This is a genomic window from Streptomyces sp. NPDC004721, assembly GCF_053601495.1.
This window is the reverse complement of record NZ_JBSGBZ010000023.1, coordinates 75,506-91,654: the sequence shown is the minus strand read 5'-3', so window position 1 is coordinate 91,654 and position 16,149 is coordinate 75,506. Positions and strand designations below refer to the sequence as shown.

The following is a 16,149-nucleotide window of genomic DNA, read 5'->3' as shown; positions in this document are numbered from 1 at the left end:
GCGAGGGGGGTGGTGGGGGGTGGGTGCGGCCGGGCCGCCGGGTTCAGCCGAGTCGGTTCATGGCACCGGCCCAGATCCCGTAGGGAACGCTGTCGGCCGGGGTGCCGGCGACTCCTTCCAGCGGCAGCGGTTCGAGGCTCTTGGCCAGGTCCATGCGGTAGACGACGACCGCCGTGGACACCGACCCGGCGGTGCCCACGTACCAGGCGGCGGTGTCGTCCTCGGTGGTGCCGGCCTTGCCCGCGACCGGGGCCGTGCCGGACGCCGCGTCCGGGTGGGCGGTGCGGAAGGAGTCGCCGAGCGCCTCGGTGACCGCCTCGGCCACGTCCTGGCCGACCGCGCGCCGCGTGGCCGGGGTGTCCAGCCGGACGGAGGAGCCGTTGCGGGTGATGCGACGCACCGAGTACGGCTCGGTGTGTGTGCCCTTGGCGGCGAAGGTGGCGTAGCCGCCGGCCATCCGGATCGCGCTCGGGGTGGCGCTGCCCAGGGACAGCGCGGGCACCTGCGGTCCCATGCTGGAGGGCAGCAGTCCGGCCGCCTGGGCGGTCTGCTTGACCCGGTCAAGGCCTGTGTCCATGCCGAGTTGCATGAAGGGCGTGTTCACGGAGTTCGCGAGTGCCTGGTGCAGGCTGATCCGCCCCCAGGACTTCTTGTCGTCGTTGTGGGCGGACACCTTCTTTCCGCTGCGGTCCCAGTAGGGGCCCTCGGGGGTGGTGACGGGCACGTCGTCGTCGCCGTCGTAGAGAGTCTGGGGGGTGACCCGCTCCCGGGGGACGTCACGCCGCTTGGTGACGCCGTGCTCGAGTCCGGCCGCGTAGACGAACGGCAGGAAGGCCGAACCGGCCGGGACGGTGGAGGCGTTGGACTCGTTGTAGCCCTGGGTGCGGTGGTCGGGGCCGCCGTGGACGGCGAGGATGCGGCCGTCGGCGGCCACGGAGGCGGCACCGTAGTGCACGGTCCCGGCCGGGCCGGGGGTGGTCTTCCGCGCCTTCTTGCGGGCCTTGGTGACCGCGTCGGTCAGTGCGCTCTCCCGCTTGCGGTCGAAGGTGGTGTAGATCTGGTAGCCGCCCAGGTCGAACTCCTGGTCGGTGATGTGCGCGGTCTTCCTGGCGTACTGCGAGGCCAGTTCGACCAGGTAGTCGCTCTGCTGACCGGTGTCGTAGAGCGGGTTGCGCTTGAGCGGCTCGGGGAACGTGCGGTACGTGGCGCGTTCGCCTCGCGACAGCTTGCCGATCTTGACCATGCGGTCGAGGGTCCAGATCCAGCGCTCCACGGCACGGCTGTGGTTGGCCGGGCTCAGGGTGGGGTCGTAGAGCCCGGCGCCCTTGAGCAGGGAGGCGAGGAAGGCGGCCTCGCTCGCGTTGAGGTCGCCGACGTCCTTGCCGTAGTAGGCCTGGGCGGCGCGCTGGATGCCGTAGGTGCCGCGGCCGAACCAGCTGGTGTTGAGGTAGCCCTCGAGGATCTTGTCCTTGCTCATCCGGTTGTCCAGCTTGAGCGCGATCATCGCCTCGGTGAACTTGCGGCTGACGGACTGGTCCTGGGAGAGGTAGACGTTCTTGACGTACTGCTGGGTGATGGTGGAGCCGCCCTGGGTGTCGCCCTTGCCGACGGTGCGCCACAGGGCCCGGCTGATGCCCGTGAAGGAGATGCCGGGGTCGCTGTAGAAGCTCTCGTTCTCGGCCGCGAGCACCGCCCAGCGGACGTCCTCGGGGATGTCCTTCAGCGGCATCGCCTGGCGCTGCACCCAGCCGGTACGGGCCATGGGGGTGCCGTCGGACCAGAAGTAGACGTTGTCCTGCTGGGTGGCGTAGGTGTTCAGGTTCCGCGGAATGTCGGTCGTGGCGTAGGCGATGGCCAGGAGGAAGGTGCTCAGGCCCAGGGCCGAGAGCGTGGCGCCGAGCCACTGCTTCCAGGAGGGGAGCCAGCGCCGCCAGCCGGTGCGGCCGGGGCGCGGGTAGACCGGTTTCAGTTTCCGCGCGTACGGCGCGGCCACCGCGACGAGGGGGGCGAGGCGCCGGGTCAGGGCCGGGGGGAGCGTGGGGCCGGTGCGCGGCTTGCGGCGGTCGGCGCGCCGCCGGGGCGGACCGTCGGGCGGGTCGGACGGAGCAGAGGGGCCGGGCGGGTCGGGCTGCGTCTGTAAGGCGCGTAACTGCATCGTCTCGTGCGGCTGCGCGCTCGCGTGCCCGCCGCGGAGGGTGTCGACCTTCAGCTGCATGGTCTCGTCCGCTCGGCGCAGTGCGTCGACCTTGAGCTGGATCGTTTCCTCCGTACACACCGACCGGTCGGTCCGCGACCGGCCCGGTGATCCGGCCTCGGCGCGGCTCCCGCTGGTCCGGCGGTCCTCCTCCGGAAGGCCGTCCCCCCGTCCTGCCTCCGTCACGACTGCGTCCTCCTCCGCACGTTCGTATTGCTCGCGCGGGTCGACACAGTCACCGCAACTGCGGCTGCCCTCCCCCTTGTTCGCAGCCGCCACGCGGCCCTCGCGGCGCTACAAAATTATCAGCCGTCTTTTCAATTCCTCCGCACAAGAACTGGACAGAAACCAAGACATAAGAAACACGAAGGGCTGTGCGTCCGGTCACGCCCGTTAATCTGGGCGCATGCCTCGCTACGAGTACCGCTGCCGGAGCTGCGGCGACACCTTCGAACTGAGTCGTCCCATGGCGGAGTCGTCCGCCCCGGCGAGCTGCCCCGCCGGGCACGACGACACGGTCAAGCTGCTGTCCACGGTCGCGGTGGGCGGCTCGGCGGCCGCCCCGGCACCCGCGCCGCGGTCCGGCTCGGGCGGCGGCGGGTGCTGCGGCGGAGGCTGCTGCGGCTGACGCTCCTGCCGGCTGCCGCGGCCGGCGCTCCTACCGGGGCGCCCGGGCCGCCCTGAGGAACTCCCGCACGATCCGCTCCCCGGCGAGCACTCCGCGCTCGGGCAGGGCGGCGATGCCGGGTGCCGTCCAGCCGGTGTCGGCCAGCTCGCCGTGTCCGGGCCGCCAGCCGCGGTCCACGGCCTGCAGCAGGTCGGCGTCCAGCAGCGAGTCGCCGGCGCCGAGAACGAGGTCGGCGCCGGTGCGTCGGGCCACCTCGCGGACGGCGGCGCTCTTGGTCAGCGGCTTGGGGACGGCGTAGAGCTTGCGGCCCTGCAAGGAGACCGTCCAGCCGCGGCCGGCCGCCCACGCGGCCAGCTCCTTCACCCACTCCTCGGGCAGCAGCTCGCGCTCCACCACGAGGTAGGCGAACAGGTCCTCGGCGACGCGGTGCTTGCGCACCCAGGCCGGGTCGGCGGTGCGCAGCAGGTGCTCCTGGACCTCCGCGAGCGACGCGCACTCGTCGGCCAGCCGCGCGAGCACCCGCCGGTGCCAGTCGCCGTCCGAAACGCCGTCCACCAGCAGATGGCCGCCGTTGGCGCAGATGGCGTACGTCGGGGCCGGGCCCGGCAGGTTGATGCGCAGGTACTGCTTGCGGGTGCGGGTCGTGGCGGGCACGAACACCGCCGTGTCGGCGAGATCGGTGAGCAGCTGGGCGGCCGTCTCGGTCAGGTACGACAGCGGCCTGCTCTCGTGCACCTCCACGCACAGCAGCCTCGGCGCCCGCGCGTCCGGCATGGTCAGCGCCAGGGCGGCGGCGGAGTAGATGAGCGTACGGTCGAGATCGCTCGCCACCAGGACCGGCATCAGCGGGTCACCGCCCTGCCGTCGGCGCCGGTCGCCCCGCGCGTGTACCGGGGGTGGATCAATCCCACGCAGCTGTACGGCAGATCGCCCACCTCCTCGACCGGGACCCCGCGCTGCCCGGCCAGCAGCCGTACGTGGTCCAGGTCGGCGCCGGCGCCGGCCCGCGCCAGGATCTTCCACGGCACCCGGCGCAGCAGCACGCGGGTGGTCTCGCCGACGCCGGGCTTGACCAGGTTCACGTCGTCGATGCCGTACTCCTCGCTGATGCGCTCGACCGCCGCCCAGCCCTCCCAGGTGGGGGTGCGATCGGTGGACAGCAGTTCCTTGGCGGCGGTGTCCACGCTGTCGGCGACCTCGGGGAAGCACTGGGAGACGGCGTCGAGGAAGACGTTCGACACGTCGGCGCCGGCCAGTTCGCGGTAGAACTTCGCGCCGTGGAAGTCGTGCGGGCCGACCAGGTCCGCGCGCAGCACGGTCCGCGAGATCAGGCCGGACACGGTGGAGTTGAGGCAGGCGGAGGGTATGAGGAAGTCCTCCCGGGTGCCGTACGTCCGCACGCACGAACCGGGGTCGGCCAGCACCGCGATCTCCGGGTCGAACCCGGTGATCCCTTCGCGCTCCTCGAACTCCCTGATCGCCTGCGCCAGTTCGCGGGTGATGGCGCCCTTGCCGGTCCAGCCGTCGACGAAGACGACGTCGCGCGGGTCGTGGTGGGCGGCCAGCCAGCGCAGCGCGTTGGTGTCGATACCGCGGCCACGCACGATCGACACGGCGTAGTGCGGCAGGTCCCGGCCGTGCCGGAACCGGGCCCAGCGCCGCATCAGTACGCCGACGGGTGTGCCGGCGCGGGCCAGCGAGACGAGCACGGGGCCGGGGCCCGAGGTGTCCTCCGTCCCGGCCGGGCTTCTTCGGCGCAGGGGGAGTTCGGCGAGGATCGTCTCGGTGACCACGCCCACGGCCTGGGCGATCCGCGCGGCGGACGCCGTCAGGGCCGTGTGGAACAGCTCCTGGTACTGCTCGCTGGGCTGGTACTCCACCGGCAGCGACTCGGCGTAGTGGGCGCCACCGCTCTGGATCGCCTCCTCGCGCTCCTCCGTCGGCGCCTCCAGCGTCACGTCCGAGAGGTCCTGGAGCAGCCAGCCGACCTCGTCGGGCGCGTACGAGGAGAAGGCGGGGCCGCGGAGGGGCTCGGGCAGCATTGGGGACCTTTCGGGGGCGTGCGGGGGCACGGGGAGGTACGCGGGCACGACCGCGAGCAGGACGTGCGGGGTGTGGGCGGCGAGCCGGGCCAGCAGGCCGGCGGGCGCGTGCAGTTCGGGGGTGTCGGCGGTGGAGTCGACGACGGCGACCACGGCGTCGAAGCCGCCGTCGGCGACGTTGTAGGCGTAGCGCTCGCCGGGGCCGTCGGCCGGGTCGTCGTGCGCCGGGAAGACCAGCCGGGTGCGGATCGCGTAACCGGGGTCGTCCACGGCCAGTACGGGCGAGCGCGTGGTGGTGGAGTACCGCACCTCGGCCTCCACGACCTGCTCCACCTCCCGCGCCAGCCGCAGCGGCGCGTACATCAGCTCCTCGCAGCCGAGCACCAGCACCTGCCGCGCGCCCCGCGGCAACGCCTCGGCGATCCGGGCGGCCATGGCGGGCAGCGCCCGCTCCAGCCGGCCCCGGTGCACCGGCGTGAACCCGTGCCGCCCCCCGTCCGGCACCCCCCGGGGCCACCGCAACTCGACCCGACGAACGCGCCCGGCCCCCCGCTGCCCCGGAACGACGGACGCCTCACACTCGGCAGTACCCTCCACCGCCGAAGCACCGGCTCGGGGCGGCTCCGTCCGGGTCTGTTGGGCTGCTTCGTGGTGTGCGACGAGTTCCCGGCCCCTCTCCAGGACGTCCGCGGGGAGGCGGACCGTGCCGGAGGCGGTGGTCACCAGGGACACCTGGGCGTCGATCTGCTCGGCGAACTGCCGCAGGCGGTCCGCGTCGGACGGGGCCCGCATGTCGACCAGCGCGACCACGACGTACCGCTTGCGCGGATAGCGGGCGTGCAGGTCGCGGATGGTGTTCAGGACCGTGTTGCCGGTGGAGAACTCGTCGTCCACCAGGACCAGCGGGCCGTCGGAGGCCAGCAGGGCGGGGTTCTCCGGCAGCAGGAGGTGGGAGGTGGCGTGCGAGTGGGACTCCTCGAAGCCGCCGGCCGGAGCGACGCCGGGGACCGGGCGGCGCGTGGAGTGGAGGTACGGCGCGGTGCCGAGACCGTCCGCGACCGCGTGGCCGAGGCCCGTCGCGGTCTCCGCGTAGCCCAGGACGACCGCCCGGCCGCAGTGGTCGGCGCCCAGCAGGTCCCGGACCCGGCGGCCCAGGGCGAACCCGTGGCCGTACACGACCGAGGGCGACTGCGGCACGTGCTTGCCGAGCACGTTGGACACGAGCAGGTGCGCCCGCTTGGGGTTGCGGCGCAGCGCGAGCCCCAGCAGGCCCGTCAGGCGGTCGTCGCCCACGAGTTCGACCCCGAGTCGCTCGGCGACCCAGGTGCCGGACCAGAGCCCGTCGTTCACTGGCTTGTTCATGCCTTCCTTGTGTGCCCTCGGCGGTGATGCGGTGCGGTCAGTCGGAGACCGCGGCGGCCAGCAGTTCCACGAAGCCGACGTCCTCCCGCGCGACGCCGAAGACCTCGGCGCGCAGCAGGGTCCGCTCGGCCCAGGCGCGGTGCGGCTTCACCTCGTTCATCTTGTTCGTGTACGCCGACCTCAGGACGCCCCCGCCGCCGCGCTCGGGCCGCAGGATGTCCGCCGCGTCGCTGAACTCCTCGTGGCTGACCACCGACAGCGCGTGCACGGGCAGGACGTGGGAGGGGTGGATGCAGGTCTTGCCGAGCAGCCCGTTGGCGTGGTCCAGGGAGATCTCCCGCAGCAGCCCGTCCATCGCGTGCTCGATCAGCTTCTCGCGCAACTCGACGGCCTGCACCTCCATGAAGGGGCTCTGCCGCAACTGTGGCTTGAACATGCGCTCCTGTACCCGGAAGTACTCCCACACCGGCCCGGTCACCGTGAATCCGGTGCCGTCGGCCCGCCCCAGCATGTTCACCACGTCGGCGATCACGGAGGCGACGACCTGGAGGTCGTAGGCCGTCATGTCGGGGGCTCTGCGCAGCCCGTACGAGGAGCAGAAGTCCGTCACGCCGAGGCGCAGCGCGAGCACCCGGTCGCGGTACTTGTCGACCGCGCGGAAGATCCCCTCCAGGGTCTCCACCCGCGACTCCCGGTAGAGCAGTTCGGGCGATTCGAGGACCGGCATGGCGAACAGCCGCCGTCCGCTCTCCACCTCGGCGGCCTGCACCGCCTCCAGGAACGAAATGCCCCGCTCCGCGGTGAACTTCGGCAGCACGAACCCGGACAGCAGCCGCACCGCGGGCCCGAGGCGCCGCACCAGGTCGGGTATCTGCTCGGGGACGCGGACCCGGATGAACAGCAGCGGGAGTTCTACGGAGCCGGACGTCTGTTCGAGCGCCGCCAGCTCGGCGAACTGCCGGACCAGGTTCTCCTCGCCGTGTTCCACCTCGGCGTCGTCGATCGAGTCCTCCAGGCACAGCACCATCGAGACCACGCCGCGATCCGCCTGCTTGACGATGTCGTCGGCGAGCCGCGGGCGGGTGGCCGGGCTGTAGAGCGTGGCGCCCAGAGCCGCGGAGAGCGTCCGCGCCGGGGAGTCGGCGGTGAACTCGCACGGCTCCCGGTGGAACAGGCGCTGCCGCACCTCGGCGGCGAGGTGCCCGAAATGACGCATGAAGCTCCCCCCGTGGCGCATCGAGCGGCCTGCGAAGACTGTCAAAAGGTGGCCGGTAATAGTACGTACGAATCCATGTCCGAGGTTCCCGTGGGGCATGAATTTCAGGTAACCCGGCCGTGTCCACGCCCCGCGTTGTCGTGACCAGGACGGAGAAGGCAGGATGACCGCATGACGCACGCGATGCTGAAAGGGTCGAACGTCCCGCTGGACGCCACCACGGTACGGTCCGTGGTGCGTTGGACGCCCGGGCAGGGTATCCCGGACGTCGACGCCTCCGCTCTGGTCCTGGGCCCCGGCGGCCGTGTGCGCTCCGACGAGGACTTCGTCTTCTACAACCAGCCGCGGCATCCGTCCGGGAAGGTCTGGCGGCTGGGCAAGAAGCGGGTCGCCGACGGCCTGACGGACACGGTCCAGACGGATCTCTCCGGGCTCGACCCGGATGTGGTCCGGATCCTGCTGGTCGCCTCGGCGGACGGCGTCACCTTCGACGTCGTACAGGGGCTGCGCATCCTGCTGTACGACGCGGCGGCCGCCGGTGAGGAGCCGCTGGCCTACTTCGACATCAAACCGGAGACCGGCCAGGAGACCGCGCTGATCTGCGGTGAGCTGTACCGGCGGGGCGACGGCTGGAAGTTCCGCGCGCTCGGCGAGGGCTACTCGAACGGTCTGAAGGGCCTCGCCACGGACTTCGGCATCTCGGTGGAGGAGTCGGAGGAGGCGCAGGGCTCGCAGGGCGCGGGCGCCGCTCCGGCCGCGCAGCCGCTGCCGCCGGAGCAGCCCGTGCCGGTGCCCTCGGCGGCTCAGCCGGCGTACGGGTATCCGCAGCCGGCGTACGGCTACCCGCAGCAGCCGGTGGCGGCCACGGCCCCGTCCGGGTACGGGTATCCCCCGCCGGTGGCGGCCGTGCCCGACCCGGACTTCCGGCTGCCGCCGCAGGGGCCGCAGTTCATCGGGCGGTAGGCGGTACGGCCGAGGGACGCCCGGCTCGCGCTACCGGTCCGCCTTGGACTTGTAGCCCCGGCCCCACTGCAGGCCCCAGCCGTACAGGCGGTCCAGTTCCGACTGGAAGCCGTAGACGAACTTGACCTCACGGCGGACGACCAGTTCGCCCTTGACGTTCTCGATCAGGACCACCGCGCACGAGCGTGCCTGCGGGTGGCGTTCGTCGAGGCCGATCTCGATGCGCGGGCCGTTGCTCGGGTACATCGTGACGATCGCGTGGGTGCGGTCGAAGGCGGGTGTCTGGTCGTAGATGTAGACGAAGACCAGCAGCCGTTTGATCTCGTCCCGGTGGTCGAGGTTGATGTACATGGTCTCGCCGGACGCGGACCCGAACCGGTCGTCGCCGCTGAGCTTGACGTACGGCGCCGCGTTCACGTCGCCGAGGAAGCCGCCGAGGGGCTGTACGACGCCCTTGGTGCCGTCGGACAGCTCGTACATGCAGCCGAGGTCGAGGTCGACGTTGACCATGCTCTGGCTGTGCCCTTGCACCTCCGGCGGCTTCAGCGCCTTGAACGGGTGCCGCAGCAGGCTCTGCCGGGCCGGACCGTCGAAGTCCGAGGTGCGCATCCGCCAGGTCAGGTTGACGCGCAGATGCCCGGTGGCCGCGCCCTGTTTGGTCAGCGACACCTGGTGGTGCCGCTTGGTCAGCTCGATCGCGTTGGACGAGGCGCTGCCCGAGTCGAAGTCGGCCGCGCGTCCTCCCAGCAGACCGTCGAAGAAGCCCATGTCCCTTTCCGCCCCCAGTTCACCGCACACCGGACCCACGCGACGGGGCGGCCCCGAAGAGCCGGTTCGACCCGGTCCTCGTCGGCCGCCCCGCACAAGAGCGTTCCCTCACCCGGAGGGCTGTCACACCCCTGAGGAGACCTCGCTCTGCGCGTCCGCCCCCGCGGCGCTCGTCTCGGCCGCCGCCAGGGCGCGGTTGCGGCGCACCGAGGACCAGAAGGACCAGGCGATGAGGACCACGCCGACCAGGCCGGTGATCACCTCGTTGATCTCGTACTGGATGGTGACCATGAGGATCACGGCCAGCGCGCCGATCGCGTAGTGCGCGCCGTGCTCCAGGTAGACGTAGTCGTCGAGGGTGCCCTGGCGGACCAGGTAGACCGTGAGCGACCGGACGTACATGGCGCCGATGCCGAGGCCGAGGGCCATCAGGACGATGTCGTTGGTGATGGCGAAGGCGCCGATCACGCCGTCGAAGGAGAAGGACGCGTCGAGCACCTCGAGGTAGAGGAACATGAAGAACGCGGCCTTGCCGGCCAGGGCGACCGCCGAGCGCTTCTTTCCGGTGCGCGCGGCCTCTTCCTCCTCCTCGTGCTCGCGTTCCTCCTCTTCCTCGAGCTTGTCCTCGAAGTAGCCGGACAGTCCGCCGACGACCATGTACGTGATCAGACCGGCGATACCGGCGATCAGTACCGTCTCCGCCTTGTCGACGTGCGCGCCGCCGTGCTGGTGGGCGTTGGCGGCGAAGGTGAAGGAGCTGATGAGCAGCACGACCAGGGCGATGCAGACCGACAGCATGTCGATCTTGCCGAGCTTGGCGAGCGGCCGCTCGATCCAGTGCAGCCACTTGATGTCCCGGTCCTCGAAGATGAAGTCCAGGAAGATCATCAGCAGGAACATGCCACCGAACGCGGCGATCGCCGGGTGGGCGTCCGTGACCAGCTGCTGGTAGCGGTCCTTGTTGGTGAGCGCGAGGTCGACGGCCTCGATGGGGCCCATCTTGGCGGTGACGGCGACGATCACGACGGGGAAGACCAGCCGCATGCCGAAGACCGCGATGAGCACGCCGACGGTGAGGAAGATCTTCTGCCAGAAGGCGTTCATCTTCTTCAGGATTCCGGCGTTGACGACCGCGTTGTCGAAGGACAGCGAGATCTCGAGGATGGACAGGATCGCCACGATCCCGAAGGCGGTCCACCCCCCGTACAAGACCGCCGCGGCCAGGCCGATCGCGGTCACCGCGAACGACCAGCCGAAGGTTTTCAGAAGCACTGGCTACCCAATCCGTATCCGGTACGGGTCTCCCCCGCGCCGCACTTGGCTTTACGAAACGTTGACCCCGAAGTCTAGAGCGATTCCGCGCAGGCCCGACGCGTACCCCTGCCCCACGGCGCGGAACTTCCATTCGCCGTGGTAGCGGTAGAGCTCGCCGAAGATCATCGCGGTTTCGGTGCTGGCGTCCTCGCTCAGGTCGTAGCGGGCGAGTTCCGTGCCGTCGGCCTGGTTGAGCACGCGGATGTAGGCGTCCGAGACCTGCCCGAACGTCTGGCCGCGCTCGTCGGCCATGTGGATGGAGACCGGGAAGACGATCTTCTCGCACTGCGAGGGCACCCTGGTGAGGTCCACCAGGATCGTCTCGTCGTCGCCCTCGCCCTCACCGGTGAGGTTGTCGCCGGTGTGCTCCACGGAGCCGTCCGGGCTCGTGAGCTGGTTGTAGAACACGAACCACTCGTCGCCCAGCACCCGGTTGGCGCCGGTGCACAGCAGCGCGCTGGCGTCGAGGTCGAAGGGGGCTCCGGTGGTGGAGCGCTCCTCCCAGCCGAGTCCGACCATGACGTTGGTCAGGTTCGGTGCGGCTTTGGAGAGGGAGACGTTGCCTCCCTTGGCGAGCGTGACGCCCATGATGCTGGTCCTCCCCGAGGTGGTGCCTGTGTGGTTGTCCTGCGCGTCCGGCGCCGCGCTGAAACGCGCGGCGCCGGACGGGTCGGGATTGGTGCGAAGCCGTGCAGACCTGGACTCAGACGTTCACGCCGAAGTCCTGCGCGATGCCGCGCAGACCCGACGCGTAGCCCTGGCCGATGGCGCGGAACTTCCACTCCGCGCCGTGGCGGTACAGCTCGCCGAAGACCATGGCCGTCTCGGTGGAGGCGTCCTCGCTGAGGTCGTACCGCGCGATCTCCTGGCCGCCGGCCTGGTTCACCACGCGGATGTAGGCGTTGCGCACCTGTCCGAAGGACTGCTGGCGGTTCTCGGCGTCGTAGATCGAGACCGGGAAGACGATCTTGTCGACGTCGGCCGGGACTCCGGCGAGGTTGACCTTGATCACCTCGTCGTCGCCCTCGCCCTCACCGGTGAGGTTGTCACCGGTGTGCTCGACCGAGCCGTCCGGGCTCTTGAGGTTGTTGAAGAAGACGAAGTGCTGGTCGCTGACCACCTTGCCGGAGTTGTTCAGCAGCAGCGCGCTGGCGTCGAGGTCGAAGTCGCTGCCGGTCGTGGTGCGGGCGTCCCAACCCAGACCGACGAGGACCGCGGTCAGGCCCGGGGCCTCCTTCGTCAGCGATACGTTGCCGCCCTTGCTGAGGCTGACTCCCACGAGTCCTCCATTGGTGTCCGGGGGCGGGGAGCCCCGTCGTGCATCGGATATGGGATCAACGACTCGATCCTAGTGACGGGTTCCCGCGCCACGCAGGCCCTGGAGCCGAAGAATCACAGGTGTCGGGGACACCGGGTCACAGGGTGTCGAGCGCCTTCACGTAGTCGTTCAGGTCGCGCGCGTCCGGCAGGCCGTTGACCACGGTCCAGCGCACGACGCCCTCCTTGTCGATGATGAAGGTGCCACGCACCGCGCAGCCCTTGCCCTCGTCGAAGACGCCGTAGGCGCGCGAAGTGTTGCCGTGCGGCCAGAAATCGCTCAGCAGCGGGTACTCCAGGCCCTCCTGCTCGCCGAAGACGCGCAGGGTGTGGATGGAGTCGTTGGAGACGGCGAGCAGCTGGGTGTCGTCGTTGACGAACTTCGGCAGGTTGTCGCGCAGGGCGCACAGCTCGCCGGTGCACACACCGGTGAAGGCGAACGGGTAGAAGAGCAGCACCACGTTCTTCTCGCCGCGGAAGTCGGACAGCTTCACGGTCCGGCCGTGGTTGTCCTTGAGCTCGAAGTCGGGTGCCTTGTCGCCGACCTGGATCGCCATCGTCCTGCTTCCCTTCGGTGGGACTGTTCGGGTGATACCACCCTACGCAGTGATCACCGCAGGCCGACGGACGGGCCGACGCGAGTCGGCCCGTCCGGGGTCCGGGGACGAGGTGGAGCTACTTCTTGGACTTGGCTGCCTTGGGTGTCGCGAGGCGGCTGCCGCTCCAGTCCTTGCCGACGCTGACACTCTTGCTCGCCGACAGACCCGCCGTGGTCGCGGCTTCCGAGATGTCGCTCGGCTCCACGTAGCCGGAACGGCCCGTCTTCGGTGTCAGGAGCAGGATCGCGCCACCCTCTTCGATGTACGTGGTGGCGTCCACCAGCGCATCCGTCAGGTCGCCGTCGTCGTCGCGGAACCACAGCACCACGGCGTCGGCCACGTCGTCGTAGTCCTCGTCCACGAGCTCACTGCCGCTCGCTTCCTCGATGGCCTCGCGGAGGTCCTGGTCGACGTCGTCGTCGTAGCCGATCTCCTGGACCACCTGCCCGGGCTGGAATCCCAGCCTGGCGGCCGGGTTAGTCCGCTCCTCCGCGTGGTCCGCGGTCGCGCTCACGGGTTGCCTCCTGATGATGTTGCGATTTAGGTCTTCAGCCACGCGCGTGCGCGAAGCATTGGCCGTAGTCCACACGGGCGGGCCGGATCGCGCAAGTACCCGGCGGTTCAGACCGCCGAAACGGTGACGATCCCGGCTGTGTCGCCGCAACTCCTGACACGGTATCGCGATCAGCGGTGACACACACCACACCGTTCTGTCCGGTTCGCGTGTTCGGGAGTACGCGTCCGGGCAGGGGATGCCGGAGAGGACCCCAGGGTTACCCCGCGGTAGAGATGACGTGCGGCTTGCGCGAGGTACACGATGGGGAACGGTGCAGGCACAGGCAGACAAACCTACAGGAACCCAGGAAACCAGCAGAACGAACCCTGATACGCCCCAGATATGTCAGTCCTCTGACAGGTAAGGAACAGCGTGGCTTCCGGATCCGATCGAAACCCGATCATCATTGGCGGCCTCCCGAGTCAGGTTCCTGACTTCGATCCCGAGGAGACCCAGGAGTGGCTCGACTCGCTCGACGCCGCGGTCGACGAGCGGGGCCGGGAGCGGGCCCGCTATCTCATGCTCCGGCTGATCGAGCGCGCCCGCGAGAAGCGCGTGGCCGTGCCCGAGATGCGCAGCACGGACTACGTCAACACGATCCCCACCAAGAGCGAGCCGTTCTTCCCCGGCAACGAGGAGATCGAGCGCAAGATCCTCAACGCCACGCGCTGGAACGCCGCGGTGATGGTCTCCCGCGCCCAGCGGCCGGGCATCGGCGTCGGAGGCCACATCGCCACCTTCGCCTCCTCCGCCTCCCTCTACGACGTCGGCTTCAACCACTTCTTCCGCGGCAAGGACGACGGCCGGGGCGGCGACCAGGTCTTCTTCCAGGGGCACGCCTCACCGGGCATCTACGCGCGCGCGTACCTGCTGGACCGGCTCACCGAACAGCACCTGGACGGCTTCCGCCAGGAGAAGTCCAAGTCGCCGTACGGCCTGTCCAGCTATCCGCACCCGCGCTCGATGCCGGACTTCTGGGAGTTCCCGACGGTGTCCATGGGCCTCGGCCCGATCGGCGCGATCTTCCAGGCCCGGATGAACCGGTACATGCACGCGCGCGGGATCGCGGACACCTCCGACTCGCACGTGTGGGCCTTCCTCGGCGACGGCGAGATGGACGAGCCGGAGTCGCTCGGCCAGCTGTCCATCGCCGCCCGTGAGGGCCTGGACAACCTGACCTTCGTGGTCAACTGCAACCTCCAGCGCCTGGACGGCCCGGTGCGTGGCAACGGCAAGATCATCCAGGAGCTGGAGTCGGTCTTCCGGGGCGCCGGCTGGAACGTGATCAAGCTGATCTGGGACCGCTCCTGGGACCCGCTGCTGGCCCAGGACCGCGACGGCGTGCTGGTCAACAAGATGAACACCACACCGGACGGCCAGTTCCAGACCTACGCCACCGAGTCCGGCGCCTACATCCGCGAGCACTTCTTCGGTGAGGACCACCGGCTGCGCAAGATGGTCGAGAACATGACCGACCACCAGATCCTGATGCTCGGCCGCGGCGGCCACGACCACCGCAAGATCTACGCGGCGTACAAGGCGGCGCTGGAGCACAAGGGCCAGCCGACGGTCATCCTGGCCAAGACGGTCAAGGGCTGGACCCTCGGCCCGAACTTCGAGGGCCGCAACGCCACGCACCAGATGAAGAAGCTGACGGTCGACGACCTCAAGCGCTTCCGCGACCGGCTGCACCTGCCGATCTCCGACAGGGAGCTGGAGTCCGGCCCGCCGCCGTACTACCACCCGGGCCGGGACACCGAGGAGATCCAGTACATGCACGACCGCCGCAAGGGCTGCGGCGGCTATGTGCCGACCCGGATCGTGCGCTCCGAGCCGCTTCGGCTGCCGGGCGACCGGACGTACGCGTCCGTGAAGAAGGGGTCGGGCCAGCAGTCCATCGCGACCACCATGGCCTTCGTGCGGCTGCTGAAGGACCTCATGCGGGACAAGGAGATCGGCAGGAGGTTCGTGCTGATCGCGCCGGACGAGTACCGCACGTTCGGCATGGACTCCTTCTTCCCGAGTGCGAAGATCTACAACCCGCTCGGCCAGCAGTACGAGTCCGTCGACCGCGATCTGCTGCTCGCCTACAAGGAGTCGCCGACCGGGCAGATGCTGCACGACGGCATCTCCGAGGCGGGCTGCACGGCCTCGCTGATCGCGGCGGGCTCGGCCTACGCCACCCATGGCGAACCGCTGATCCCGGTGTACGTCTTCTACTCGATGTTCGGTTTCCAGCGCACCGGCGACCAGTTCTGGCAGATGGCCGACCAGCTGGCGCGCGGGTTCGTCCTGGGCGCGACCGCCGGCCGCACGACCCTGACCGGTGAGGGTCTCCAGCACGCCGACGGCCACTCCCAGTTGCTGGCCTCCACCAACCCGGCGTGCGTGGCCTACGACCCGGCGTACGGGTACGAGATCGCGCACATCGTGCAGGACGGCCTGCGCCGCATGTACGGCGGCGACGAGCGGCATCCGCACGGCGAGGACGTCTTCTACTACCTCACCGTCTACAACGAGCCGATCCAGCAGCCGGCCGAGCCGGCGGACGTGGACGTGGAGGGCATCCTCAAGGGCCTGCACCGGCTCGGCGAGGGCACGGCGGGCGACATCCCGGCGCAGATCATGGCGTCGGGCGTGGCGGTCCCGTGGGCCCTGGAGGCCCAGCGGATCCTCGCCGAGGAGTGGAACGTCAGGGCCGGCGTCTGGTCGGCGACCTCCTGGAACGAGCTGCGGCGCGAGGCCGTGGCGTGCGAGGAGTACAACCTGCTGCACCCGGAGGAGGAGCAGCGGGTGCCGTGGTTGACGCGGAGGCTGAGCGCGGCCGAGGGGCCGTTCGTGGCCGTCTCCGACTGGATGCGCTCGGTGCCGGACCAGATCGCGCGGTGGGTGCCGGGGACGTACCAGTCGCTGGGCGCCGACGGCTTCGGCTTCGCCGACACCCGTGGGGCGGCCCGGCGGTTCTTCCACATCGACGCCCAGTCGATCGTGCTGGCGGTGCTGACGGAGCTGGCCCGCGAGGGCAAGGTCGACCGGTCGGTGCTGAAGCAGGCCCTCGACCGCTACCGGATCCTGGAGGTGTCGGCGGCCGACCCGGGCACGGCGGGCGGCGACGCCTAGTGCTGTGACCGGAGAAACCGGAAAAAGGAGGGCGCCGGGCCGTCGGTCCGCCGCCCTCCTTTCCCATTTC

At 70.0% G+C, this 16,149-nt stretch carries 13 protein-coding genes; 3 read left to right on the top strand and 10 right to left on the bottom strand.

The features are described from left to right. Window positions 1-43: 43 nt before the first annotated feature. The gene (locus tag ACWEK3_RS22115; protein WP_453250419.1) at window positions 44-2,215 is read right to left on the bottom strand and encodes a transglycosylase domain-containing protein; all 2,172 of its coding nucleotides are present in this window, start codon (window positions 2,213-2,215) and stop codon (window positions 44-46) included. Between the two features lie 385 nt (window positions 2,216-2,600). On the opposite strand from ACWEK3_RS22115, the gene ACWEK3_RS22110 reads away from it, so the two are divergent. Beyond that, window positions 2,601-2,822: an FmdB family zinc ribbon protein gene (locus ACWEK3_RS22110; RefSeq protein ID WP_100567009.1), complete on the top strand. Its 222-nt coding sequence runs from the start codon at window positions 2,601-2,603 to the stop codon at window positions 2,820-2,822. A gap of 30 nt (window positions 2,823-2,852) precedes the next feature. Here ACWEK3_RS22110 and ACWEK3_RS22105 read toward each other — a convergent pair whose 3' ends face one another. From ACWEK3_RS22105 to ACWEK3_RS22095, 3 genes are read right to left on the bottom strand one after another with little or no spacing between them, the layout of a single operon-like run. Further along, window positions 2,853-3,665, bottom strand: a complete 813-nt coding sequence (locus tag ACWEK3_RS22105) for an HAD family hydrolase (protein WP_450546413.1) — start codon at window positions 3,663-3,665, stop codon at window positions 2,853-2,855. Continuing rightward, window positions 3,665-6,226, bottom strand: coding sequence for a phosphoribosyltransferase (locus tag ACWEK3_RS22100; RefSeq protein ID WP_453250397.1), 2,562 nt, complete (start codon window positions 6,224-6,226; stop codon window positions 3,665-3,667). The genes ACWEK3_RS22105 and ACWEK3_RS22100 overlap by 1 nt, the downstream gene beginning before the upstream one ends. Window positions 6,227-6,263: 37 nt before the next feature. Beyond that, window positions 6,264-7,442, bottom strand: a complete 1,179-nt coding sequence (locus ACWEK3_RS22095) for an HpcH/HpaI aldolase/citrate lyase family protein (RefSeq protein WP_453250396.1) — start codon at window positions 7,440-7,442, stop codon at window positions 6,264-6,266. 171 nt (window positions 7,443-7,613) lie between these two features. On the opposite strand from ACWEK3_RS22095, the gene ACWEK3_RS22090 reads away from it, so the two are divergent. Further along, complete coding sequence (locus tag ACWEK3_RS22090; RefSeq protein ID WP_453250395.1) at window positions 7,614-8,405, top strand: TerD family protein; 792 nt, start codon at window positions 7,614-7,616, stop codon at window positions 8,403-8,405. A gap of 30 nt (window positions 8,406-8,435) precedes the next feature. Here the strand turns inward: ACWEK3_RS22090 and ACWEK3_RS22085 are convergent, their stop codons facing one another. The 6 genes from ACWEK3_RS22085 to ACWEK3_RS22060 all read right to left on the bottom strand — a co-directional run bounded on the left by ACWEK3_RS22085 (window position 8,436) and on the right by ACWEK3_RS22060 (window position 12,917). After that, window positions 8,436-9,173: a TerD family protein gene (locus tag ACWEK3_RS22085; RefSeq protein WP_361408903.1), complete on the bottom strand. Its 738-nt coding sequence runs from the start codon at window positions 9,171-9,173 to the stop codon at window positions 8,436-8,438. Between the two features lie 123 nt (window positions 9,174-9,296). Continuing rightward, a complete protein-coding gene (locus ACWEK3_RS22080) occupies window positions 9,297-10,445 on the bottom strand; it encodes a DUF475 domain-containing protein (protein WP_453250394.1) in 1,149 nt (382 codons plus the stop codon). A gap of 51 nt (window positions 10,446-10,496) precedes the next feature. Then, complete coding sequence (locus ACWEK3_RS22075) at window positions 10,497-11,075, bottom strand: TerD family protein (RefSeq protein ID WP_365426390.1); 579 nt, start codon at window positions 11,073-11,075, stop codon at window positions 10,497-10,499. Between the two features lie 115 nt (window positions 11,076-11,190). Continuing rightward, window positions 11,191-11,766: a TerD family protein gene (locus ACWEK3_RS22070; protein WP_361408894.1), complete on the bottom strand. Its 576-nt coding sequence runs from the start codon at window positions 11,764-11,766 to the stop codon at window positions 11,191-11,193. Window positions 11,767-11,902: 136 nt separating this feature from the next. Beyond that, window positions 11,903-12,361: a peroxiredoxin gene (locus ACWEK3_RS22065; protein ID WP_141361258.1), complete on the bottom strand. Its 459-nt coding sequence runs from the start codon at window positions 12,359-12,361 to the stop codon at window positions 11,903-11,905. Between the two features lie 118 nt (window positions 12,362-12,479). After that, a complete protein-coding gene (locus ACWEK3_RS22060) occupies window positions 12,480-12,917 on the bottom strand; it encodes a DUF3052 domain-containing protein (protein WP_225075000.1) in 438 nt (145 codons plus the stop codon). A gap of 414 nt (window positions 12,918-13,331) precedes the next feature. Between ACWEK3_RS22060 and aceE the strand changes: the two genes are divergently transcribed. Continuing rightward, window positions 13,332-16,079 carry a pyruvate dehydrogenase (acetyl-transferring), homodimeric type gene (gene aceE / locus ACWEK3_RS22055; RefSeq protein ID WP_450546427.1) on the top strand — a complete coding sequence of 916 codons (2,748 nt, stop codon included), beginning with the start codon at window positions 13,332-13,334 and terminating at the stop codon, window positions 16,077-16,079. The last annotated feature ends 70 nt before the right edge of the window (window positions 16,080-16,149 follow it).

Coding starts and splice junctions, on each gene's coding strand:
- ACWEK3_RS22115 (WP_453250419.1), bottom strand. CDS start 2,215: ATGCAGCTGAAGGTCGACACCCTCCGCGGCGGGCACGCGAGCGCGCAG.
- ACWEK3_RS22110 (WP_100567009.1), top strand. CDS start 2,601: ATGCCTCGCTACGAGTACCGCTGCCGGAGCTGCGGCGACACCTTCGAA.
- ACWEK3_RS22105 (WP_450546413.1), bottom strand. CDS start 3,665: ATGCCGGTCCTGGTGGCGAGCGATCTCGACCGTACGCTCATCTACTCC.
- ACWEK3_RS22100 (WP_453250397.1), bottom strand. CDS start 6,226: ATGAACAAGCCAGTGAACGACGGGCTCTGGTCCGGCACCTGGGTCGCC.
- ACWEK3_RS22095 (WP_453250396.1), bottom strand. CDS start 7,442: ATGCGTCATTTCGGGCACCTCGCCGCCGAGGTGCGGCAGCGCCTGTTC.
- ACWEK3_RS22090 (WP_453250395.1), top strand. CDS start 7,614: ATGACGCACGCGATGCTGAAAGGGTCGAACGTCCCGCTGGACGCCACC.
- ACWEK3_RS22085 (WP_361408903.1), bottom strand. CDS start 9,173: ATGGGCTTCTTCGACGGTCTGCTGGGAGGACGCGCGGCCGACTTCGAC.
- ACWEK3_RS22075 (WP_365426390.1), bottom strand. CDS start 11,075: ATGGGCGTCACGCTCGCCAAGGGAGGCAACGTCTCCCTCTCCAAAGCC.
- ACWEK3_RS22065 (WP_141361258.1), bottom strand. CDS start 12,361: ATGGCGATCCAGGTCGGCGACAAGGCACCCGACTTCGAGCTCAAGGAC.